Here is a 21,175-nt window from a genome sequence, read left to right as displayed (position 1 = left end):
CATTGCGCCGGCGCCCAGCGCGCGACGATGGCGCGGGCGCTGCGCCGCCCATAATCGACGTAATAGCGGCGCAGCAGCAGCGCGGCGACCGCCGCGCCTTCCTCGGCCGAGGCGAAGGCCACATGCCCTTCGGCGTCGGCGGCGATTTCGCCGTTCCAGCCGGCGCTCTTTATGCACCAGTAATTGTTGAGCTTGACGCAGCGGCCGGGCTCGGCCTCCCCCACGCCAAACGCGCGTCGCGCGGCGGCGAGGGGCGCCATCTCCAGCGCCAGCGCGCTCTCTAAGCGCCAATTGTCGACGGCGCGCGCCTCAGGCCTATAGGCGGGCGCGGGGGCCAGGGCGAAAAGCGAAGCGGGCGCGACGGCCGCGGCCGGCGGCTTTTGCGGCGCCGCCGTCGCGAGCATCATCAAAAGCGCTTCGATCACCATGGGCTCGACCGCCTGCGGCGCGGGGGTTTCAGTCCGGCTCATCCCCCGCGTCGCCGCGCAATATGGCGGGCGTCACGAAACGCTTCAACCCGGCGCCGCCCGGCTGGACCTCTTCCCAATGATCGATCTCGAAATCGAGCACGGCGAGGGCGGCGGTCGGAAATTTCTCGCGCATCAGCTTGAGTTCTTCAGGATCGCCCGCGCCGGCGAGCCAGGAGGCGAGATCCCCAAAGCCGGGATTATGGCCGACCGCGAGGAGAGTCGAAATTTTGTCCGGCGTCAGGCGCAAGGTTTCGATCAGGCGCTCCATCGGCGCGAGATAGATGGTGGTTTCGAACATATGCGCGACATGGATCGGAAGAGCCTCGAGCGCCCGCTCCAGCGTCTGCTTGGCGCGCAGCGCGTCCGAGGCGACCGCGAGCTGCGGGATCATCTTCTCGTCCCGGAGGAACTCCCCGATGCGCCGGGCGTCCTCGACGCCGCGGCGGGTGAGCGGACGTTCGTGATCGCCGCCGGCGGAATGCCGGTCGGCCTTGCCATGGCGCAGGAGCAGAAGACGACGCATGTAGCCTCTTAAATAGCATTTTCCGCGGAAGCGGACGCCCATTCAGCGCGGAAAAGGCGTCAGCCTGTGAAACAGGAGCGTGTCCTTGAATCATCGCTTTGTGAACATGCTCTAACACGGCGGGGCCGGGCAGGGCGCCAGCCCCGGGATGGAAGCGCCGGCCGCGACAAAAGCCCGCCGTCTTTACGCGGAAAGGCCCGCCGTGCAAGTTGGGCTGTCCTCTCCCGGAAGGTTCGTCAATGCGCGAATTCCTCGCCCTTTGCGTCGCGATTTTTCTCGCCCTTGCGGCGCGGGCCGCCGAAACGCCGCTCTCGCTCGATAATCTCGTCTTCACGCTCGGGGGAACGACCTATCGCGCGCCGCGCGTCGACATCGAGGGCGCGAGTCTGCCGCGCGCCGAAATGGCGCGGCTTTTTGCCGGCTCGGAGAGCGAGATCGATTTGCGATTCGCCCGTCTTTCCGCGCGCCGCATCGTCATCCCCTCGCTCACCGCGGAAAGCCGCAGTGAGACGCGCGTCGCCCGCGCGACCTATCGCGGCCTCGTCTTCGAGAATGTCGTCTCCGGCCGCGCGGCCGTCGCGCGCGGCGAAGGCGGCGAGGAAACGGCCGAATCCTCAAACGGCGGCGTTCAGCGCGTCTCCTGGGGCGCCTCCGTCTCCAAGGGCGTCGATCTTCGCGGGCTCATGCATGTGGCGCTCTCCGGCCGCGGCGGCGCCGATGAACCTCTAAAGCCGCTCGTCGAGGAGGAGACGGTCGAATCCTCGCGTTTCGAAGACAGCGCCGAAAATTTTGTCGTGGCGACCGGACGGCTGACGCTCGCCGGGCTGCGCGGGCGGGCGCTGGCCGCGCCGCCGGGCAAGCTCATCGAGCGGCTCGAAAAGCTCGATCCCGCCAAGCCCGAGAACGACGCCGCGCTGACGCGCGATCTTTTGGACGCGCTTCTCTCCTTTGAGGCGTCCGCAGCCGAAGCGCGCGACATCGTCGCGACGGGCAAGGGCGCGCCGGCGGAGAAGCCCTATCGCATAAACATCACGCGCCTCGGCGCGACGAAATTCGCCGGCGCCGGCGTCGGCGAGATGTTTCTTGAGGATTTTTCGCTTCAGGCTTCCGATGGCGGAGTCCTTTCGGCCGGGCGTTTCGCCCTGGGCGGGGTGGAGCTTGCGCCTGTCCTTCAGGGCGGCGCCTATCCGAAATTCGCGCATGTGGAGATCAAGAACGTCATCGCCGACATGCCGGATGCGAAGGCCAGCGCGAACTCGCGGATCAAATTTCGGCTCGAAAACGCCAGCGCGGATTTTGCGAATTTCGTCGAGTCGACGCCGACGAAACTTTCCGCCCGTTTCGACAAATTCGTCGTCGATCTCGCGGCGCGCGGCGAGACGCAGGGGACGGCGCAATTCCTCGCGCTCGGCTATCGCGACCTCGATCTCTCCGCCTTCGCGGCCGGCGAATGGCGCGACAAGAGCTGGGAGGCCGCGCTGGAGCCGCTGTCGATCGAAGGCGCGGATATGGGCGCGGCGCGCCTCTCCGCGACGCTTAACAACGTGTCCGGCGCGGTGTTTTCCTCGTCCCCGATGATCTCGCGCGCGGCGGCGCTCGCGGTCTCGGTCAAATCCGTCGATCTGATGCTCGAGGGCGGCGGTCTCATCGAGCGCACGCTCGCGCTCGAAGCCAAGGAACGGAAAACCACGCTCGACCAAGCGCGCGCGGAATACGCCAGCGCCGCCGCGCTCGCGATCGCGGAGCTTGCCGGCGGCGGCGAAAAGGCCAAGCGAATCGCCGGCGCCGTCTCGGCCTTCATCTTAAAGCCGAAACGCCTGCATCTGCGGCTCGTCGCGCCGAAAGGCGTCAACGCCCTCGACGCCTTGACGAAAAAGCCGGGCGACATTCTGGAGGCGCTTGAGGTGGAGGCGAGCGCGGAATGACAAGGCCGCTTATCTCCATTCTCCCCTTGAAGGCGAGTGTGGAGAGTCACCTTGCGCGCGCGGCGCTTCTTCAAGAGAGCGAATGCGATTGGCGCCCTCGTTGACGCAACTGCTTTCTCCCTTGCCTATCGACGAAGCGCTGCCGGCGATCCGCGCGGCGCTGGAGACGGCGCTTAATCTCGTCATCGTCGCGCCGCCCGGCGCCGGCAAGACGACGCGCGCGCCGTTCGCTCTTCTAGACGCGGACTGGAGGAAAGGACGCAAGCTCATTCTGCTGGAGCCGCGCCGCCTCGCGGCGCGCGCGGCGGCGAGCCGCATGGCCGCGACGCTTGGCGAAAGCGTCGGAGAAACCGTCGGTCTGCGCATGCGCCTCGAATCGAAAGTCTCTGGCAAGACCCGCGTCGAAGTCGTCACCGAGGGCGTCTTCGCGCGCATGATCCTCGACGATCCGTCGCTCGAGGGCGTCGCCGCCGTTCTCTTCGACGAATATCACGAGCGTTCGCTCGACGCGGATTTCGGTCTCGCGCTGGCGCTCGATGCGCAGGGCGCGTTGCGCGACGATCTGCGCCTCATCGCCATGTCGGCGACGCTCGATGGCGCGCGCGTCGCGGCGCTGATGGACGCGAAGACCATTACGAGCGAAGGCCGCGCTTATGATGTCGAGACGCGCTATCTCGGCCGCGACGCCAACGCGCGCATCGAAGAGGCGATGACGCGCGCGATCCTGCGCGCGCTACGCGAGGAGAAGGGCTCCATCCTCGCCTTTCTGCCGGGGCAGGGCGAGATCATGCGCGTCGCGTCACGGCTCCACGAAGCGCGGCTGGAGGGCGTCGATGTCGCGCCGCTTTATGGCGCGCTGGAGCGTGGCGAGCAGGACCGCGCCATCTCGCCTTCGCCGCCGGGACGGCGCAAGATCGTGCTCGCCACTTCCATCGCGGAGACCTCGCTCACGATCGAGGGCGTGCGCATCGTGATCGACAGCGGCCTCGCGCGCGTGCAGCGGTTCGAACCCGGCCTTGGCCTCTCGCGGCTCGAAACGCAACGCGCCGCGCGGGCGAGCGTCGATCAGCGGCGCGGGCGCGCCGGGCGCACGGAGCCCGGCGTCTGCTATCGCCTGTGGGACGAGCCGCAGACGGCGTCGCTCCCCGCCTTCGCCGCGCCGGAGATTCTCGCCGCCGATCTCTCCGGCCTCGCGCTCGATCTCGCCCATTGGGGCGCGCGCGATCCGGCTTCGCTCAAATGGCTCGATCCGCCGCCGGCGCCGGCCTGGAAGGAGGCGGTCGCGCTCGACCGCGATCTCGGCGCGCTGGACGAAGACGGAAGACTTACTGACACGGGCGCCGCGATGCGCGCGCTGCCGCTCGCGCCGCGTCTCGCGCATATGGTGGTCGAGGCGGCGCGTTGCGGCGAAGCGGCACGCGGCGCGCAGTTCGCCATGCTGCTGTCGGAGCGGGGGCTCGGCGGCTCGGACGCGGATCTGACGCATCGGCTGGAGCGGCTGCAGGGCGATCGCGCCAAACGCGCGCGCGACGCGCTGCGCCTCGCCGCCCAATGGGCGAAGCAGGCGCAGGCGGCGGCCGGGATGGATATCACGTCCTCGACCTCGTCCTTCGAGACGAAGCCGATGGCTTCGCGCCTCAGGATGAGATCGAGGACGGGGAGGCGCGAAGAAGAGTTTCCTCATCCTGAGGAGCCGCGGAGCGGCGTCTCGAAGGACGAGGAAACTCGTCCGTCGCCGCTTTCCGACGGCGCGCTGATCGCGCTCGCTTATCCCGACCGGCTCGCCAAATCGCGCGGCGCGCGCGGCGAATTTCTCATGGCGAACGGCCGCGCCGCGACGCTTCCCCTCGAAGATCCGCTCGCCCGCGCGCCCTTTCTCGCCGTCGCGGAAGTCGCCGGCGTCGCGGCGCAGGCGCGCATTCTCGCCGCCTGCGCGCTCGACGCCGAAGAGATCGAGGCGATCGCAGCGAAACGCATCGAGACCCGCGACGAAACCATCTTCGATCCCGCGAACGCGGCGCTCAGGCGGCGCGCCTTTCGGCGTCTCGGCGCGATCCGTCTTTCGGAGCGCAATCTCTCCATAGAGCCTTCGGAAGAAAATGCGCGGCTGCTCGCGCGCGGCGTCGCGAGTCTCGGCGCGTCGCGCCTGCCCTGGACGAAAGCGCAAATTCAATTGCGCGACCGCGTCGCCTTTCTGCGCCGCGCCGAGGGAGACGAATGGCCGGATGTCAGTGACGCGGCGCTCGCCGAAAGCGTCGAGGATTGGCTCGCGCCTTTCATCGTCGGGCGCGCCTCGCTCGCGGAGATTGCGCCGGACGATCTCGACGCGGCGCTCGCGCAGCTCATTCCCTATGACATGCGCCGGCGGCTCGACGAGGAGGCGCCCGCCTTCTTCGAGACGCCGGCCGGCGCGCGCCATGCGCTCGATTACGCCGCGGAGAACGGGCCGTTGCTCTCTGTGCGCGTGCAGGAGCTTTATGGGCTCTCGCGCCATCCGACGCTCGCGCGCGGGCGCGCGCCCCTGACGCTCGAACTGCTGTCGCCTGCGCATCGTCCGATCCAGACGACGCGCGATCTGCCGAGCTTCTGGGCTGGCTCCTGGAGCGAGGTGAAGAAGGAGATGAAGGGCCGCTATCCGCGCCATCCCTGGCCGGACGATCCGGCGGCGGCGCAGCCGACGACGCGCGCCAAGCCGCGCGGCCAGTAGGCTCGCGCCTTCCGGGCCGCCTCAGCGCGACTGCATGCGCTTCATCTGGTCGCGCAGCTTCATAATGTCTTCCATGTTGATGGTCTTCGGCAGGCCGGGAATTGACGGCATGTTCGGCATGACGATATCGCCGGGCTTCTGGCCCTGCTTGCAGGGGCCGAGCCATGTGGCCGTGAGCGTTATGTCGGATTTGGACATGCCGTGCAGCGGCGGCTCGTAAGTCATATGCATGTCGCCGCGATAAGCGGAATCGAAGGAGCCGGTGAATTTCCCTTGCGTCGTCGCGACGCTTTTGCCGATCTTGCAGACGGATTTGATCGCGTAGGAATCGCCTTCCTTCGACCAGCTCGTCTCCTCGCACATCGATTGCAAGTCGGTCGCGCCTTCTTTCAGGAGATTGTCGGTCTTCTCGTCGATGCAATTCTGAATCGCGCCGACGGGGGAGGGCTTGCCGTTCATTTCGGTATGGATTTCCCATAATCCCGGCTTTCGCCGGGGCGGCTCGGCCGCGGCGCCGGCGACGGCCGGAGACAGCAGAAAGGCGATGGAAAGCGAGAGAATTCCTCTTGCACGCATGATCGTCCCCATTGTCGTCATCGGCCTGCCGCAGTTTCGATATTTTGCTGGCGCGGCGCGACGGTGTAAACGATGCGCCGAAGCGACCTCCGACGCATCAAGGATCATCTATGTTTCCCAAGCCCGTTCAGAATTTGCGCGCCAACACATTCGAATATGAGCGGACGCCGCTCGTAAAGGCCACCGGCTTTCGCGAATATGACGCGCGCTGGCTGTTCGAAAAGGAGCTCAATCTCATGGGCGTGCAGGCGCTGGGCCTCGGGCTCGGCGCGCTTTTGCGCGAATTGGGCGTCGCGCCGGAGATCGTCGTCGGACATGACTATCGCAGCTATTCCGCCTCGATCAAACTGGCGCTGGTGACCGGGCTCATGGCGGCGGGCGTGCGCGTGCGCGACATCGGCCTCGCCTTGTCGCCGATGGCCTATTTCGCGCAATTCGAACTCGATGCGCCGGCGGTGGCGATGGTGACGGCCTCGCATAATGACAATGGGTGGACCGGCGTCAAAATGGGCGCGCAGCGTCCCGTGACCTTCGGCCCGGAAGAGATGGGCCGGTTGAAGGAGATCGTGCTCGCCGGAGAATTTCGCGAGGAGGAGGGCGGTTCCTATCGCTATGTCGAAAATTTCGGCGCGCGCTATCTCGACGATCTGACGCGACGGCCGCCCTTTTCGCGCAAGATGAAGGTCGTCGCCGCCTGCGGCAATGGCACCGCGGGCGCCTTCGCGCCGCAAATGCTGGAGCGTATCGGCTGCGAGGTCATTCCGCTCGACATTGAGCCGGACTACACCTTTCCGCGCTATAATCCCAATCCGGAAGATTTGCACATGCTGCACGCGATCGCTGACAAAGTGCGCGAGACCGGCGCCGACGTCGGCCTCGGCTTCGATGGCGACGGCGACCGCTGCGGCGTCGTCGACAATAAGGGCGAAGAGATTTTCGCCGACAAGATTGGCGTCATGCTGGCGCGCGATCTCTCGAAGCTCCATCCCCACGCCACTTTCGTCGTCGACGTAAAATCGACCGGCCTCTTCGCCACCGACCCCGAGCTGGTCGCGCGCGGCGTCGTCGCCGAATATTGGAAGACCGGACATTCCTATATCAAGCGCCGCGTCAGCGAGAAGAAGGCGCTCGCCGGCTTCGAGAAATCCGGCCATTTCTTCTTCAACGAGCCGATCGGCCGCGGCTATGACGACGGCCTCCTCACCGCCGTGCATGTGCTCGAAATGCTCGACCGCAATCCGACGAAGACGATGGCGGACCTCTATGGCGAATTGCCGAAGACCTGGGGTTCGCCGACCATGTCGCCGCATTGCGACGACGAAAAGAAATATGGCGTCGTCGACAAGGTGACGGCGCGCATCGAGAAGATGCGGGCCGCCGGCGAAAAGATCATCGGCGAGCCGATCCGCGATCTCGTCACCATCAATGGCGTGCGCGTCACGGTCGCCGACGGCACTTGGGGGCTGGTGCGCGCTTCGTCCAACAAGCCGGAGCTCGTCGTCGTCGTCGAAAGCCCCGTTTCGGAAGCGCGGATGCGCGAGATGTTCCACGCGATCGACGCGATTTTGCGCGAGAATCCCGAGGTCGGCGCCTATAATCAGACGATCTGAGGGGGCCGGGCGCGCCTTCCGCCGCGCACGCGAGGCAATGGCGGGGAAAGGCTCGACAAAGCGGGCGCGGCGCCGCAAGAACGGCCTATGTGGCGCGCGCTTCTCGAAGACGTTTCGATTTGTCTGCAATTCTATTCGCGGCTTCCCATCGGGCGCGCGCGCGCCGACGCGCCGCCCGATCTCGCGCGGCTCGCGCCAGCGCTTCCGCTCGCCGGCGCGCTGATCGGCGCATTTGGCGCGGCGAGCCTCATCGTCGCGCGCATTTGCCATCTGCCGCCGCTCGTCTGCGCGCTCATCGCCGTCGCGACGCTGATCATTATAACGGGCGCGCTGCATGAAGACGGGCTCGCCGATCTGGCCGATGGATTGGCCGGCGCGACGCGAGAGGCAAAGCTTGCGATCATGCGCGACAGCCGCATCGGATCTTATGGCGCGCTGGCGCTTTTGCTTTCCGTCCTGCTGCGCGCGGCTGCGCTCGCCGCGCTCGTCGAGCGTGGGATTCTTCTGTCGGCATTCGCGCTCGTCTTCGCGGCGGCGCTGTCGCGCGTCGCCGGCCTCGTCCCGATGACGACGCTGGCGCCGGCCCGCGCCGATGGGCTCGCCGCAGCGGCGGCCGCGCCCTCGCGCGAAGCCTTGACGCGCGCATGGGCCTATGCGGCGGCGTTTGGCGTCGCGCCCTGGCTCGTGGGCGCGGGTCTTGCGCAGCTTGTCGTTGCGATCATCGCGGCCTTCGCCGGCGGCGCGCTCGTCGCGGCGCTCGCAAGGAAACAGATCGGCGGCTATACCGGCGATGTGCTGGGCGCCGCGCAGCAGGTCGCGGAAATCGCCATCCTGCTGTCGCTCTCGGCGGGTTGATCCTCTACAGACTATTGCGCCGCCGCGAGAAATTCCGCATGGCGCGTCATCGCTTGGCGCACTTCGTCCACGGCGCCGCGGAGCGTCTCGATGCCGGCGCCGGGGCGGACGGCGTCGAGCGCGAGCCTGCGTCGAAAGGCGCGCGCGCCGGGCATGCCGGGGAAGAGGCCGAGCACATGGCGCGTCATCGCCGACAGCTTCTCTCCCTTCGCCAATTGCGCTTCGACATAGGGAATGAAGGCGTCGACCGCCGCGAAAGCGTCCTCGAGCGGCGCCGGCGCGCCAAAAAACTCCGCATCGACGTCAAGGAGCAGCGCGGGGTCCTGGTAAGCGGCGCGCCCGATCATGACGCCGTCGACATATTGGAGCTGCGCGCGCATCTCGGCAAAACGCGTCAATCCGCCATTGATGGCGACGGGCGTTTCCGGCAGCGCGCGTTTGAGGCGATGCACGAGCGCATAGTCGAGCGGCGGAACGTCGCGATTTTCCTTAGGCGATAGGCCCTGCAGCCAGGCCTTGCGCGCATGCACGAAAAGCGCGTCGACGCCGGCCGCGACGCTCGCTTCGGCGAGCGCGAACAACGCCTGTTCAGGTTCCTGATCGTCGACGCCGATGCGACATTTCACCGTGACCGGAATGGCGACGGCGTCCTTCATCGCCTTGACGCAATCGCCGACGAGCGCGGGCTCGCGCATGAGACAGGCGCCGAAGGCGCCGTTCTGGACGCGATCCGACGGACAGCCGACATTGAGATTGACTTCCGCATAGCCGAACTGCTCGACGACGCGCGCCGCGCGCGCGAGCGCCTCCGGTTCGGCGCCGCCAAGCTGCATGGCGACAGGCTGCTCGAAGCGATCGAACTCCATCAGCCGCGCGCGGTCTCCTTGGATGACGGCGCCGGCGGTCAGCATCTCCGTGTAAAGGCGCGCGCGCCGCGTCAGCAGCCGATGGAAATACCGGCAGTGCCGGTCCGTCCAATCCATCATCGGCGCGACGGAGAATCTAATTTCTTCGGTGGTCAGCATTATTTTTCAGTTTGGCCCTAACAGCGTAGAACGCGTCATATGCGCGCCAGTCTGCGCTTCGATACGACATTTTTCGCCGTTTTTCGACTTCTCAGTGCACACAGAGCGCACACGAAATGGCGACGTTCACGAAGCTCAAATCGGGGTCCTGGCGCGCTCAGGTTCGGCGCAAAGGAAAATATGTCAACGAGTCGTTTCTCCGCCGTCGCGATGCGGAGGAATGGGCGCTGGACATCGAGCGACAGATTGATCGCGGTGAATCTCCAACCGAATGTGCGCGAAAGAACGCCAAGACGTTCGGCGATCTCGTGCGTCTGCATCGGGAGGACCATCAGGATGTAGGAAAGCAGATCGGTCGATCAAAAGCCGCCAGCCTGATCTGCAGGGTCATGTCTGGCTTCTTAGCGAAGCCTTTCCAGAAAGGCGCGTGCGGCTCCAGTTTCGGCCGCTTGTAGCCGCCCATTCTGGCCGCTTCGCGCGAACCGGCTTGCTCAAAGCGCCGCACCCATTGATCGCCTACGATTCGCTGACGCCAAGCCGAGCCGACTTTGCGGACGACAAAGTCGTGCCCATCATGCAAACGATGATGCTGTCGCGGCAGAAGATATTCGAACGGCTTGACAACATGCTGAGCGCCCGCCGCAGCGGATTGCCGTCGACCTGCGCATCCCAACCGAGCGCGTCATCGGTTGTTTGGCGCGTGCCCGAGCGCCCAGACATAGGCTACGACCGCCTCGAGGTTCTCTTTCGAGAGCTCGACTCCTCCAAGCGGCGGCATTGCGCCCGGATGCTGCTTGGGCTCGGCCACGCCCTCCTCAATGGTCTTCATGACGCCGGAAAGGCTGCCGTCCGACCAGAGCCACAAGCCGGTGTTCAGCGCGGCGCCGACCGGCGTCCCTACGCCGTCGGCTCCATGACAACCGGCGCATGTCGCGCCGCCGACTTCGCCATGAAACACTTTTTTGCCGAGCGCGACTTTCTCAGCGCTCGAGCCGGGCGGAACGGGAAGCGCAGTCTGTGAGCCGGCGTCGGGATGAACGCCCTCGGGCGGGGTCGCCAGCGGCGATGAAGCAGCCAGCGTGCGGGCTATAGGCGCCGCTTCGATCGGCGCGCCCCTGTCGCCGACATAGGTCACGCGCCAGATGCGTCCGGCCTGGTCGTCCGAGATGAAGAGCGCGCCGTCGGGGGCGACTGCGAGGCCGCTGGGACGATGCGCGGCGCGCCCCGGGTCCTTGTGGCGTCCCGCGAAGCCGTCGGCGAAGACGATGTAATCGCCCGCAGGCTTGCCGTCGGCGAGCGGCTGGAACGCCACATTGTAGCCCCCCTGCGGACTCGGCGCGCGGTTCCACGAGCCGTGAAAGGCGATGAAGGCGCCGCCGGAATAGGCTTTGGGAAACTGCGCGCCGCTATAGATCTTCAAATCGTTCGGCGCCCAGTGCGCAGGATAATATGCGATCGGCGCCTCCGCCTTCTCGCACACGCCGATCTTCTCGCCGCCGTCGCCGCCGTATTCGGGCGCGAGGACGAGCTTCTTCCGGCGAGGATCGAAGTAGCAATTCGGCCAGCCGTACCAAGCCCCGCCCTTCACCATCATCATTTGCTCCGCAGGGAGTTCGAAGCCTTGCTCCGCGGTGAAGAGTTCGGGCCAGTCTTCGTGGAGCTGGTCACGGCCGTGCTGTGTGACGAAGAGGCGCCCGGCGGAGTCGAAATCGAACCCTTCCGAATTCCGGCTGCCAGAGATGTAGCGCTCGTTCGGCGAGAATGTCTGACCGAGCTTGTTGGCGTCATAGCGCCAGACGCCGGCGCGTGTCTCCAGTTCCATGCAGGGATCGTTGCCCGGCGAGTGCGGCATGCGGTTCTTTACTTCGCAGGCGTTGGTCGCCGATCCCATGGAGACGAAGAGATTGCCATGAGCGTCGATGGCGAACGGATGCATCGGGTGATCGCCGGCGATCGGCATGCCGCTCAGCACGATCTCTGGCCGCGCATCGGCGGCCGGGAGGCCGGAGCCGATGTCGTAGCGGACAATCTTGTCGTTCGCTTCGGCATAGATCCAGTTCTTGTAGCGCCAGACGCCGGTCCCGCCATGGGCGCCATCGGCGAAGCTCGGTCCGAAGCGCACATTGACGTCAGCCTTGCCGGCGCCCTTGGTGTCTTTTAGCGCGACGAGAAAGCCGCCGTCGTGCGGCTTGTCGTTGCCGTAGTAGACCCCGCTCCACGTGTTGACATAAAGCGCGCCGTCGGGCGCGACCGCCAACTGCCGCGCATGTCCGACGCCGTCGGCGAAAACGGTGGCGCAAAAGCCCTTCGGCAGAGAGAGGCCGGCGTCCTCGGAGCAAGCGGGTTTCGTGTCCTCGGCGCGGGCCGACGCAAAGGCGGCCAAGGATGAGACGGCGACGCCCGCCGCGAAAGCGAAGGCGCGTTGGCGGGAGGAATTTGCCAAAATCATCACATTCTCCTCGAAGTCGATGATCGGATCACTCGCCGACCTGGACTGGCGTGATCCTGAACGGAAGCGACGGCGGACCCTTCTCTTTGAGGTTGAAGAGGTGCGAGAGCTGGCCCTCCGTCACCCATGCGACGCCCTTTATCGTTGCAAAGGATGTCGGCTCGTTGAGATCGCCCTTGATCGTCTCGATCGTCGCCTCGTCGCCCGAGATCGTCACACGGTCGAGCGCGCCGCCGCCCTCGACCATCAAGAAGGCGTTTCCAGAGACGCGCCGTAGGGCGTCCGGCAAGCTGATCGGACGCGACGTCTTCAGCTTGACGATGGCGCCCGCTTTCCCGCCAGCGATCTCGACGCGAAAGAGCTCGCCGCCGTTGAAGGTGTTGACGTAGAGATTGCCGTCGCCGCCGATGGCGACGCCATCGAGGCCGGCCCCATTGAGCGGCTGAAATCGCTTGTCCTCGGCGAAGACCTCGAACTCTTCGGCTCCGGGTCGAAGACGCAGAATCTGCGGGGCGAGCGAGTTCGTGACGTAGATCGCGCCGTCGTCCGCGACAGTGAGGTCATTGCACAGCGTGGCCGAGCCGGGGAGCTTGTAGCTCGCCTTGCCGCCGCCGGTCGCGAGATCGAAGCCCTTTAGGTAGCTGCCGGCGACCGCGCTCGGTCCGGCGACTCCGAGCCCTGAGGCGTCATTGGAGCATACCCAGAGCGTGTTCGTCCTGGCCTCGGCATAAACGCCGAAAGTCGAGCGGGTGTCGAAAGCGCCTGGAGCGATCCACGTCTCGGTTCGGGCGGCTCCAGGCGCAACGCGCTGAACGCCGCCGGATGCCGGACTGCTTATGTAGAGCGCGCCGTCAGGCCCCGCTGTAATGCTTTCTGGGTAAGCTTGGGCGCCGGCTACCTCGATGGTTCTGGGGGCGGCCAAGGCGCTGCTCGCGGCGGAAATGACGAGAACGGCAAAACATGCGCGGAGGGGAGGTGGAAGCTTCATCTTCGGCAATCCTCTCGATCATCGGTGTGCCGCGTAAGCAGGCTGCTCATGAGTGCGTGATACCTAGCTATATAGTGTGTCTCGACATGCGATATATGACGCCCGGAGCGCGCATCACCTGAATTGCTGGCCGGGATGAGAACTTCCTCCGGTCTGGAGAGCTAGGTCCCGCGCTTCCCCGAAATCCAGTGACTCAGCCGCTCCATGTAAAGATAGGTGACGGGCGTCGTGAACATCGTCAGCGCCTGCGAAACCAGAAGCCCGCCAACAACCGCGACGCCCAGAGGCTGACGCAAATCGGCCCCGGCGCCGATCCCGACAGCGAGCGGCAAGGTCACGAAGACGGCCGCCATCGTCGTCATCAGGATCGGACGGAAACGCAGGATCGCCGCCTCATGGATCGCCTCTTCCGGCCGCATGTGGCCGCCTCGCGTGCGCTCTATCGCGAAGTCGATCATCATGATCGCGTTCTTCTTGACGATCCCGATCAGCATCACCAGGCCGATGATCGCCATCATCGTCAGATCGAACCCGAAAACATAGAGAAAGAACACGGCGCCGACAGCGGCGGAGGGCAGCGAAAGCAGGATCGTGATCGGGTGGACAAAGCTCTCGTAGAGGACGCCAAGCACGATATAGACGACGAAGAGCGCCGCGCCGATCAGCAGCGGCTGCGTCGCGAGCGAACGCTGAAACTCACGCGCCGTGCCGGAAAAGGAGCCTTGTAGCGAAATCGGCGCGCCCATCTCGACCAAGGCGTTCTGGACGGCGTCAACCGCGTCGCCGAGCGACTTTTTAGGCGCGAGATTGAAAGAAATCGTGACCGACGGAACCTGATTTTCATGATTGATCGCGATCGGCGCCTGCATGGGTTCGAGCGTGGCGAATTGGCGGATTGGAATCAATTTGTCGTTCGAACTGCGAACGTAAATGCGCGAGAGCGCCGACTCGCTCGTCTGGTATTGCTTTTCGACCTCGAGGACGACACGATAGGTGTTGGTCGATCCGTAGAGCTGCGCGATAAAAGGCTTGCCGAAACTGTCGTAGAGCGTTTGCTGGATGCCGGTGACGTTCACGCCAAGTCTCGCGGCCGCGTCGCGATCGATGTTGATCATTAACCGAAAGCCGCCCGCCTGCTGGTCGCTTGCGACGTCGTGAAGCCCCGGCAAGGTTTGCATTCTCGCGAGCACTTGCGGCGCCCATTCGTTCAGTTCGGCGAGATCGCTATCCCTTAGCGTGAATTGATATTGCGTCGCGGTCAGTCGCGCGCCGATGCGAATGTTCTGGATCGATTGTAGAAAGGTCAATACGCCTGGAATTTGAGCGAATTTGGCGCGCAGTCTTGCAATAACGCCGTCGGCGCTGGCCGTGCGCTCGGAATAGGGCTTGAGCTGTATGAAGAAACGCCCGCTATTCGTGCCAGAGCTGCCGCCGCCTCCGATGAAGGAGCCGAATGATTCGACGTCGGGGTCCCGCGCGATGATCGCCGCGACTTCGGCCTGTCGTCGCGACATTCCTTCAAACGAGATGTCCTGGTCGGCTTGCGTCACGCCGAAGACGATGCCCGTGTCTTCCTGGGGAAAGAACCCCTTCGGCATGACATAGAACATCCATCCGAAAGCAACGATCAAAACAATATTGAGGGCCATCGTCGCCGGTTGGTGGCGCAGGGTGAATTCGAGTCCTTTTATATATTGAGCGATGGCCCAGTCGAACGCCCGCTCGCTATGCTCGTAAAGTCGTCCGTGGCGGTGGGATTTCGGATTGGTCAAGAGGAGCGAGGCCATCATCGGCGAGAGCGTCAGCGCGATAACCGCGGAAAGCGCCACGGCGCTCGAGACGACGACGCCGAATTCGCGGAAAAGCCGCCCGACGATGCCGCTCATGAATAGAATGGGAATAAAGACGGCGACCAATGAAATGGTGATGGAAACGATCGTAAAGCCGATCTCCTGCGCGCCCTCGATCGCGGCCGCTTTTCTATCGAGGCCTTCTTCGAGGTAGCGATAGATGTTTTCGACCATCACGATGGCGTCGTCGACGACAAGGCCGACCGCGAGCGTCAGACCCATTAGGGACAAGTTGTCGAGCGTATAGCCCATGACATACATGACCGCGAAAGTGCCGACGAGCGACAAGGGCACGGTGACGCTCGGTATCGCCGTCGCGCCAAGATTGCGCAGAAAGGCGAAGATCACCACGATTACCAGGATCACTGCCGCGATCAGCGTCCATTTGACGTCTTCGAAGCTTTCGCGGATCAGGATCGAACGATCGCTGACGACCGAGAGATTGACGCTCGCGGGAATTCCTCGTTTGAGCTGCGGCAGGGCGGCCTTGATCGAATCGACGAGCGCGAGGGTATTGGCCCCGGGTTGGCGCCAGATGCCGATCATCTCGCCGCGCTGCTCTTTCACCCATCCCGCCTGCAGCGAGTCCTGAGGACCGACGACGACATCGGCGACCTGATTGAGCCGAACCGGCGCGCCACTGCGATAGGTGACGATCACCTGGCCGATGTCGGTGGGGCTGAACAATTGCCCATTGGTGCCGATCTGATAGGCGCGGTCGGGTCCCTGCAGCGTGCCGACTGGCAATTGGGCCGAGCTCGTGGAAACGGCGTTGGCGACTTCGTCGAGTCCGACGCCGCGCCAGGCGAGCGCGGCGGGATTGACCTTGACGGTCGGCGCATAGGTCTGCTGGCCGAAGATCACCACCTGTCCGACGCCGAGCATCGTCGAAATCTGCCGCGCTAGATTGAGGTCGGCGTATTGATCGACCGTTTCGATCGGAAGGGCGTCGGACGTCAGGCCCAGGATGAGTATGGGACTGTCGGCCGGATTGACCTTGCGATAGGTCGGCGGGTTGGGCAGGTTCTTCGGCAGATTGCCCTGCGCCGCGGTTATCGCCGCCTGGACGTCGCTGGCTGCGCCGTCGATCGGCCGCGAGAGGTCGAACTGCAGGGTGACCTGGGTGAAGCCGAGTATACTCGTGGACGTGATCTGGGTGATGCCGGGGAGCGCCGCGAATTGCCGCTCGAGCGGCTGCGCGACCGAGGCCGCCATGGTCTCGGGATCAGCGCCTGGCAGATTGGCCGTAACGGCGATGGTTGGAAATTCGATTTCCGGCATCGCCGCGATCGGCAGCAGGAAATAGGCGGTCATGCCGCCGACGAAGAGCGCGAGCATCAACAGGAAAGTCGCGATCGGCCGGAGGATGAAGGGCGTAGAAATATTCATCGGCCAAAGTCGCCCGCGTGAACAGTCGGCGATGACTCCTTGACGTCGACGCGCATCCCTGGAGCGAGCTGCGAATAGCCCGACGTGACCAGCTTTTCTCCTCCACGGAGGCCAGATCCAATCAGCGCGATCTGACGCTCGGTCTGCACGACGGTGACGGGCCGCATCTCGATGACGTCGTCCTGCCCGATGACATAGGCGTAGCGCCCCTTCGGCCCGGACTGAATCGCAACGCTCGGCGCGGTCACGCCATTCTTCACCGTTTCGACGACGAGATGCGCATTGACAAATTGTCCCGGCCACAGGCTGCCGTCATTATTCGCGAACTGCGCCTTGAGTTTTACTGTCCCGGTCGTCTGATCGATCTGATTGTCGACGAGATTGAGGACGCCTTGCGCGATTTGCTTTTCGTCCGCCTCGTCATAAGCGAGCACGGTCAGCGGACCGTCCTGCATCGCCTTGCGGACGCGGAGCGTGTCCGTCTCCGGAAGCGTGAAGATCACATAGATCGGCTTGATCTGCGTGACGACGACGAGCGTTTGACTGTTCGCCGGGACGAGATTCCCGATATCGATCTGCTTTATTCCCGTCACGCCGTCGATGGGGGACCGTATGGTCGAATATTCGAGGTTAAGTTGGGCCGAGTCGACGGCCGCTTCGTCCATTTTGACGGTCGCTTCGCCCGCGTCGACCGTCGATTGCTGTTGCGTATACTGCATTTGTGAAACATAATTTTGGCCGAGTAATTTGGAGTAGCGCGCGAGGTCCTTACGGCCGCTCACGAGGATCGCCTGATCGCGCGCGAGGGTCGCCTTGGCCTGGTCGAGGGCGGCTTGAACGGGGCGGGGATCAATCTCTATCAGTATATCGCCCTGCCGGACGCTTTGTCCTTCGATGAAATTGATCTTTACGATATTTCCGAGAAGCCGGCTCTGCACGTTGACGGTATTAAAGGCCGTCACCGTTCCAAGTCCCCGCAGGATGAGAGGAAAATCCGCTGTCTGCGTGATCGCGGCGGTGACGGGAACAGGCCGCGGCGGACCTTCCCCCGGTTTGCCGCCCCAGTGTCGATAGAACCAATAGGACCCACCGAGCGCTATGAGAAAAGCGCCCGCAAGCGCAATCTTTACAGAATTCTTCATCTTCCCTCCGGCCGGGGAGACTGTAACGCTTTCTAACCGCTATATAAGGGCCGACCCGCGCCGAAGCGGAATTAGCCACCAATCGGCGCAATGGGCGCGCTGGCTGTATCTCACCGTATTTTCTCGTCGTCAGAGGAGACGTTTGATGTTCGGCGCCAGCGCGGGACATGTCGATTGAGCGTCGAGACCTATCGTATATGTGATCGTCCAGATCAGATTGCCGCGGGGTCGTCGCCACGTTGATCCGCGACGAGCACGCCAGCCGGCGACGCCTTTAGTTTAGCTGGAGCGTGACGCTCCGCTCGCGCTGCCTCTGGCGAATTGGAGGCGTTGCAGCGACTTGAACCGTCAGCTTATGAGGGCAAGCGCAAGGTCTTACTCGGCATTTTTTCAATCCAACCCTTCGCGGCTGTCGGCGCCGAGTGTCCGCGCTCTTCGTTTCGGTTGGCCACCGGACAAAAGAGTTCGTCTTTTGAGGAACCTTTTCGCGGAGAGCGGGTTCGTAGATTGGGATCGTTGTAAATTACGCTGTCCGCCAAGTGACGGACGGCGAGGGGAGAGTTCGTAAATGCGCGACCTCCTGACGACGCCGATGCAACGTTCGGATGCAAGACGCCCGATGGGAATCTCGCTCATGCGCGCCGCCTGCGATCAAGCTTGCGCTCCCCCGCCGAATCTCAAAACGCCACATCTGCGCAGGCTGTGCTGGCCGGACAGGCTCCGCTTCTTTCGGTGAAAGGATTGTCCGATGGTTGATTCCTCTCATGCCGCCGCCAAGGGAAAAGACCAGCCGCCTTCCAAAATCGAAGAAGTGCACGTTCTATGGATTACGGCGGGACTGGGATGTGACGGCGATTCAGTGTCAATCACGGCCGCCAGCGAGCCGAGCATAGAAGACGTTATCCTGGGCGCGATCCCGGGCCTGCCAAAAGTTCACTTGCACAATCCTGTTCTGGCCTATGACGTCGGCGAAGATTTCATGAAGCCGTTTCATCAAGCAGCGCGGGGCGAACTTGAAAACTTCGTCCTCGTTCTTGAAGGCTCGATCCCGAACGAGAAGCTTAGCGGGGATGGATATTGGGCGGCGGTTGGAACAGATGCGGCGACCGGTCAGCCGATTAAAACCACGGAATGGATCGACCGACTGGCGCCGAAAGCGATCGCCGTGATCGGCGCTGGCACATGCGCCACATTCGGCGGAATCCACGCCATGAAAGGAAACCCGACCGGCTGCATGGGACTTCAAGATTATCTCGGGGCTGAATGGAAATCCAAGGCTGGGCTCCCGATCGTCAATGTGCCCGGCTGTCCCGTCCAGCCGGACAATTTCATGGAAACCTTTCTCTATCTGCTGCGTCAGCTCGCGGGCTTGGCGCCGATGATTCCGCTCGACAAGCTCGGTCGGCCTCGCTGGCTATTCGGTCCCACCGTCCATGAAGGATGCGACCGCGCCGCCTATTACGAAGAGGCGGAGTTCGCGCATGAGTATGGCTCGCGGAAATGCCTGGTGAAGATGGGCTGCTGGGGTCCCGTGGTCCAGTGCAACGTGCCCAAGCGGGGATGGATCGCCGGGCTCGGCGGCTGCCCAAATGTTGGCGGCATTTGTATCGGCTGCACCATGCCCGGCTTTCCCGATAAATTCATGCCCTTCATGGACGAGCCGCCCGGCGCGCGCCTCTCATCGACGCTGATCAAGCCATATGGCCTCCTCATCCGCAACCTCCGCAAGATCACCAACCACACGCTTAACAGAGAGCCGAAGTGGCGCAACAGGAAGCCCGCCTACGCCACCGGTTACGATCCTGATCGGCCAAACAAGACTCACCCACTCTAAGTCAAGGGACCGCCATCATGGCCGAAACTGCAACAATACCTTCGGCGCCGTCCAGCGCCAACAAGGCTCCCGGCAATCTCGTGGAGATGAATTGGGATCCGATCACCCGAATCGTTGGCAGTCTTGGGATTTTCACCAAGATCGACTTTGAGAAACGCCGCGTCGCGGAATGTCACAGCACGTCGTCGATCTTTCGCGGCTATAGCATTTTCATGAAAGGAAAAGATCCGCGCGATTCCCATTTCATCACCAGCCGCATCTGCGGCATCTGCGGCGACAATCACGCGACGTGTTCGATTTATGCGCAGAATATGGCCTATGGCATCAGGCCGCCTGCGTTGGCGGAATGGATCATCAATCTCGGCGAGGCCGCAGAATATATGTTCGACCACAACATCTTCCAGGACAATCTGGTCGGCGTCGACTTCTGTGAGCAGATGGTCAAGGAAACCAATCCGAGCGTCTGGGCCAAAGCGCAGCAAACGGCGGCGCCGAATTCAGATGCGCACGGGTATCGCACTATCGCCGACATCATGACCGCGCTCAATCCCTTCACCGGCGAGTTCTATCGTGAGACCTTGCTAGTCGCCCGCTATACCCGCGAAATGTTTAGCCTCATGGAAGGACGCCATGTCCATCCATCGACGCTTTACCCCGGCGGCGTCGGCACTGTGCCGTCGGTGCAGCTGTTCACCGAATATTTGACGCGACTCGTGCGCTATGCCGAATTCATGAAGAAATGCGTGCCGCTGCACGACGATCTGTTTGATTTCTTTTACGAGGCGCTGCCTGGCTATGAGGAGGTCGGCCGCCGGCGCATCCTGCTTGGATGCTGGGGCGCGTTCCAGGATCCTGATCATTGCGACTACAGCTATAAAACCATGACCGACTGGGGCCGCAAGATGTTTGTGACGCCTGGCGTCGTCGTTGACGGCAAACTCGTCACGAACGATCTCGTCGACATCAATTTGCAAATCCGAATCCTGCGCGGGCAGTCGTACTATGACGATTGGGACAATTGCGAAACCTTCGTCAAGACGGACCCGCTGGGCAATCCGGTCGATCAAAAGCATCCCTGGAATCAGACGACCATTCCCAGGCCCCAGAAGCGGGACTTCAACAAGAATTACTCCTGGGTAATGTGCCCGCGTTGGCTGGACAAAAGCAGCGGCGATCATCTTCCGCTAGATACCGGCGGCGGCGCTTTCGCGCGCCTGTTTTCCACCGCGCTCGCGGGCCTCGTCGACATTGGAGGTTTTGTGAAAGCCACTGGCCATAGCGTCAAGATCCATCTGCCTAAAACCGCGCTCAAACCAGCGGTCGAGTTTGAATGGAAGGCGCCGAAGTGGAGCAATGCGATCGAGCGTGATCGGGCGCGCACCTACTTCCAGGCATATTGCGCGGCGGCGGCTTACTATTTCCTGGAGCGAGCTTTCGCCGAAGTGCAGGCGGGCCGCACAAAGACCTGGACGGAATTCAAGGTTCCGGACGAGGCCATCGGCTGCGGCTTCCACGAGGCGGTGCGAGGCGTGCTGTCCCATCATCTCGTTATAAAGGACGGCAAGATCGCCAACTATCATCCCTATCCGCCGACGCCGTGGAACGCGACGCCGCGCGACGATTTCGGAACGCCGGGCCCTTACGAGGACGCCGTTCAGAACACGCCGATTTTCGAGGAGAACGGGCCGGACAAATTCAAGGGCATCGATATCATGCGGGCGGTGCGCAGCTTCGATCCCTGCTTGCCATGCGGCGTGCATATGTATGTCGGCGGCGGCAAGACGGTCAAAACAACGCATTCGCCGATGTTTGGCGCGTCGCGGAAGGGATAG

14 protein-coding genes and 1 pseudogene are annotated in these 21,175 nt (G+C 63.5%); 7 read left to right on the top strand and 8 right to left on the bottom strand.

Annotated features, from left to right (window positions below; translation table 11 throughout):
• Window positions 1-428, bottom strand: a pseudogene (locus V3H18_RS08995) (hypothetical protein); the annotation flags it as partial.
• A gap of 28 nt (window positions 429-456) precedes the next feature.
• Window positions 457-993 (bottom strand): SixA phosphatase family protein, encoded by a 537-nt coding sequence (locus V3H18_RS08990; protein ID WP_332081686.1) that lies wholly within the window; start codon window positions 991-993, stop codon window positions 457-459.
• Between the two features lie 239 nt (window positions 994-1,232).
• Here V3H18_RS08990 and V3H18_RS08985 point away from each other — a divergent pair, with 239 nt between their 5' ends.
• Together V3H18_RS08985 and hrpB are read left to right on the top strand one after the other, a co-directional pair.
• Window positions 1,233-2,918, top strand: a complete 1,686-nt coding sequence (locus V3H18_RS08985; protein WP_332081685.1) for a hypothetical protein — start codon at window positions 1,233-1,235, stop codon at window positions 2,916-2,918.
• Between the two features lie 82 nt (window positions 2,919-3,000).
• Window positions 3,001-5,625: an ATP-dependent helicase HrpB gene (hrpB, locus tag V3H18_RS08980; RefSeq protein WP_332081684.1), complete on the top strand. Its 2,625-nt coding sequence runs from the start codon at window positions 3,001-3,003 to the stop codon at window positions 5,623-5,625.
• A gap of 21 nt (window positions 5,626-5,646) precedes the next feature.
• Here hrpB and V3H18_RS08975 read toward each other — a convergent pair whose 3' ends face one another.
• Complete coding sequence (locus tag V3H18_RS08975) at window positions 5,647-6,201, bottom strand: DUF3617 domain-containing protein (RefSeq protein WP_332081683.1); 555 nt, start codon at window positions 6,199-6,201, stop codon at window positions 5,647-5,649.
• Window positions 6,202-6,311: 110 nt separating this feature from the next.
• On the opposite strand from V3H18_RS08975, the gene V3H18_RS08970 reads away from it, so the two are divergent.
• Complete coding sequence (locus tag V3H18_RS08970; RefSeq protein WP_332081682.1) at window positions 6,312-7,811, top strand: phosphomannomutase/phosphoglucomutase; 1,500 nt, start codon at window positions 6,312-6,314, stop codon at window positions 7,809-7,811.
• Window positions 7,812-7,898: 87 nt separating this feature from the next.
• Window positions 7,899-8,666 (top strand): adenosylcobinamide-GDP ribazoletransferase, encoded by a 768-nt coding sequence (gene cobS / locus V3H18_RS08965; protein ID WP_332081681.1) that lies wholly within the window; start codon window positions 7,899-7,901, stop codon window positions 8,664-8,666.
• An 11-nt stretch (window positions 8,667-8,677) separates the two neighbouring features.
• Here cobS and dusA read toward each other — a convergent pair whose 3' ends face one another.
• Window positions 8,678-9,691, bottom strand: a complete 1,014-nt coding sequence (dusA, locus tag V3H18_RS08960; RefSeq protein ID WP_332081680.1) for a tRNA dihydrouridine(20/20a) synthase DusA — start codon at window positions 9,689-9,691, stop codon at window positions 8,678-8,680.
• A gap of 116 nt (window positions 9,692-9,807) precedes the next feature.
• Here dusA and V3H18_RS08955 point away from each other — a divergent pair, with 116 nt between their 5' ends.
• A complete protein-coding gene (locus V3H18_RS08955; protein WP_332081679.1) occupies window positions 9,808-10,146 on the top strand; it encodes a hypothetical protein in 339 nt (112 codons plus the stop codon).
• Window positions 10,147-10,373: 227 nt separating this feature from the next.
• Here V3H18_RS08955 and V3H18_RS08950 read toward each other — a convergent pair whose 3' ends face one another.
• The 4 genes from V3H18_RS08950 to V3H18_RS08935 form a co-directional block, all read right to left on the bottom strand.
• A complete protein-coding gene (locus V3H18_RS08950) occupies window positions 10,374-12,140 on the bottom strand; it encodes a PQQ-dependent sugar dehydrogenase (protein WP_332081678.1) in 1,767 nt (588 codons plus the stop codon).
• Between the two features lie 28 nt (window positions 12,141-12,168).
• Complete coding sequence (locus tag V3H18_RS08945; RefSeq protein WP_332081677.1) at window positions 12,169-13,062, bottom strand: Vgb family protein; 894 nt, start codon at window positions 13,060-13,062, stop codon at window positions 12,169-12,171.
• A 227-nt stretch (window positions 13,063-13,289) separates the two neighbouring features.
• Entirely contained in the window at window positions 13,290-16,367 is a 3,078-nt protein-coding gene (locus V3H18_RS08940; protein WP_332081676.1) for an efflux RND transporter permease subunit, read from the bottom strand.
• A complete protein-coding gene (locus V3H18_RS08935; protein WP_332081675.1) occupies window positions 16,364-17,509 on the bottom strand; it encodes an efflux RND transporter periplasmic adaptor subunit in 1,146 nt (381 codons plus the stop codon). Before V3H18_RS08935 ends, V3H18_RS08940 begins: the two co-directional genes overlap by 4 nt.
• Window positions 17,510-18,257: 748 nt before the next feature.
• Here V3H18_RS08935 and V3H18_RS08930 point away from each other — a divergent pair.
• Together V3H18_RS08930 and V3H18_RS08925 are read left to right on the top strand one after the other, a co-directional pair.
• Window positions 18,258-19,343, top strand: coding sequence for an NADH-quinone oxidoreductase subunit B family protein (locus V3H18_RS08930; RefSeq protein ID WP_332081674.1), 1,086 nt, complete (start codon window positions 18,258-18,260; stop codon window positions 19,341-19,343).
• Window positions 19,344-19,360: 17 nt separating this feature from the next.
• Window positions 19,361-21,175 carry a nickel-dependent hydrogenase large subunit gene (locus V3H18_RS08925; RefSeq protein WP_332081673.1) on the top strand — a complete coding sequence of 605 codons (1,815 nt, stop codon included), beginning with the start codon at window positions 19,361-19,363 and terminating at the stop codon, window positions 21,173-21,175.

This window comes from Methylocystis borbori (genome assembly GCF_036576025.1).
In the GTDB taxonomy this organism is placed as follows: domain Bacteria; phylum Pseudomonadota; class Alphaproteobacteria; order Rhizobiales; family Beijerinckiaceae; genus Methylocystis; species Methylocystis borbori.
This window is presented reverse-complemented; position numbering and strand designations above follow the sequence as displayed.

Excerpts from the sequence above, each read along its gene's own strand:
- cobS (WP_332081681.1), top strand. The coding sequence starts at position 7,899 with ATGTGGCGCGCGCTTCTCGAAGACGTTTCGATTTGTCTGCAATTCTAT.
- V3H18_RS08930 (WP_332081674.1), top strand. The coding sequence starts at position 18,258 with ATGGTTGATTCCTCTCATGCCGCCGCCAAGGGAAAAGACCAGCCGCCT.
- hrpB (WP_332081684.1), top strand. The coding sequence starts at position 3,001 with ATGCGATTGGCGCCCTCGTTGACGCAACTGCTTTCTCCCTTGCCTATC.
- V3H18_RS08935 (WP_332081675.1), bottom strand. The coding sequence starts at position 17,509 with ATGAAGAATTCTGTAAAGATTGCGCTTGCGGGCGCTTTTCTCATAGCG.
- V3H18_RS08975 (WP_332081683.1), bottom strand. The coding sequence starts at position 6,201 with ATGCGTGCAAGAGGAATTCTCTCGCTTTCCATCGCCTTTCTGCTGTCT.
- V3H18_RS08925 (WP_332081673.1), top strand. The coding sequence starts at position 19,361 with ATGGCCGAAACTGCAACAATACCTTCGGCGCCGTCCAGCGCCAACAAG.
- V3H18_RS08985 (WP_332081685.1), top strand. The coding sequence starts at position 1,233 with ATGCGCGAATTCCTCGCCCTTTGCGTCGCGATTTTTCTCGCCCTTGCG.
- V3H18_RS08955 (WP_332081679.1), top strand. The coding sequence starts at position 9,808 with ATGGCGACGTTCACGAAGCTCAAATCGGGGTCCTGGCGCGCTCAGGTT.
- V3H18_RS08940 (WP_332081676.1), bottom strand. The coding sequence starts at position 16,367 with ATGAATATTTCTACGCCCTTCATCCTCCGGCCGATCGCGACTTTCCTG.
- V3H18_RS08950 (WP_332081678.1), bottom strand. The coding sequence starts at position 12,140 with ATGATTTTGGCAAATTCCTCCCGCCAACGCGCCTTCGCTTTCGCGGCG.
- V3H18_RS08970 (WP_332081682.1), top strand. The coding sequence starts at position 6,312 with ATGTTTCCCAAGCCCGTTCAGAATTTGCGCGCCAACACATTCGAATAT.
- dusA (WP_332081680.1), bottom strand. The coding sequence starts at position 9,691 with ATGCTGACCACCGAAGAAATTAGATTCTCCGTCGCGCCGATGATGGAT.
- V3H18_RS08990 (WP_332081686.1), bottom strand. The coding sequence starts at position 993 with ATGCGTCGTCTTCTGCTCCTGCGCCATGGCAAGGCCGACCGGCATTCC.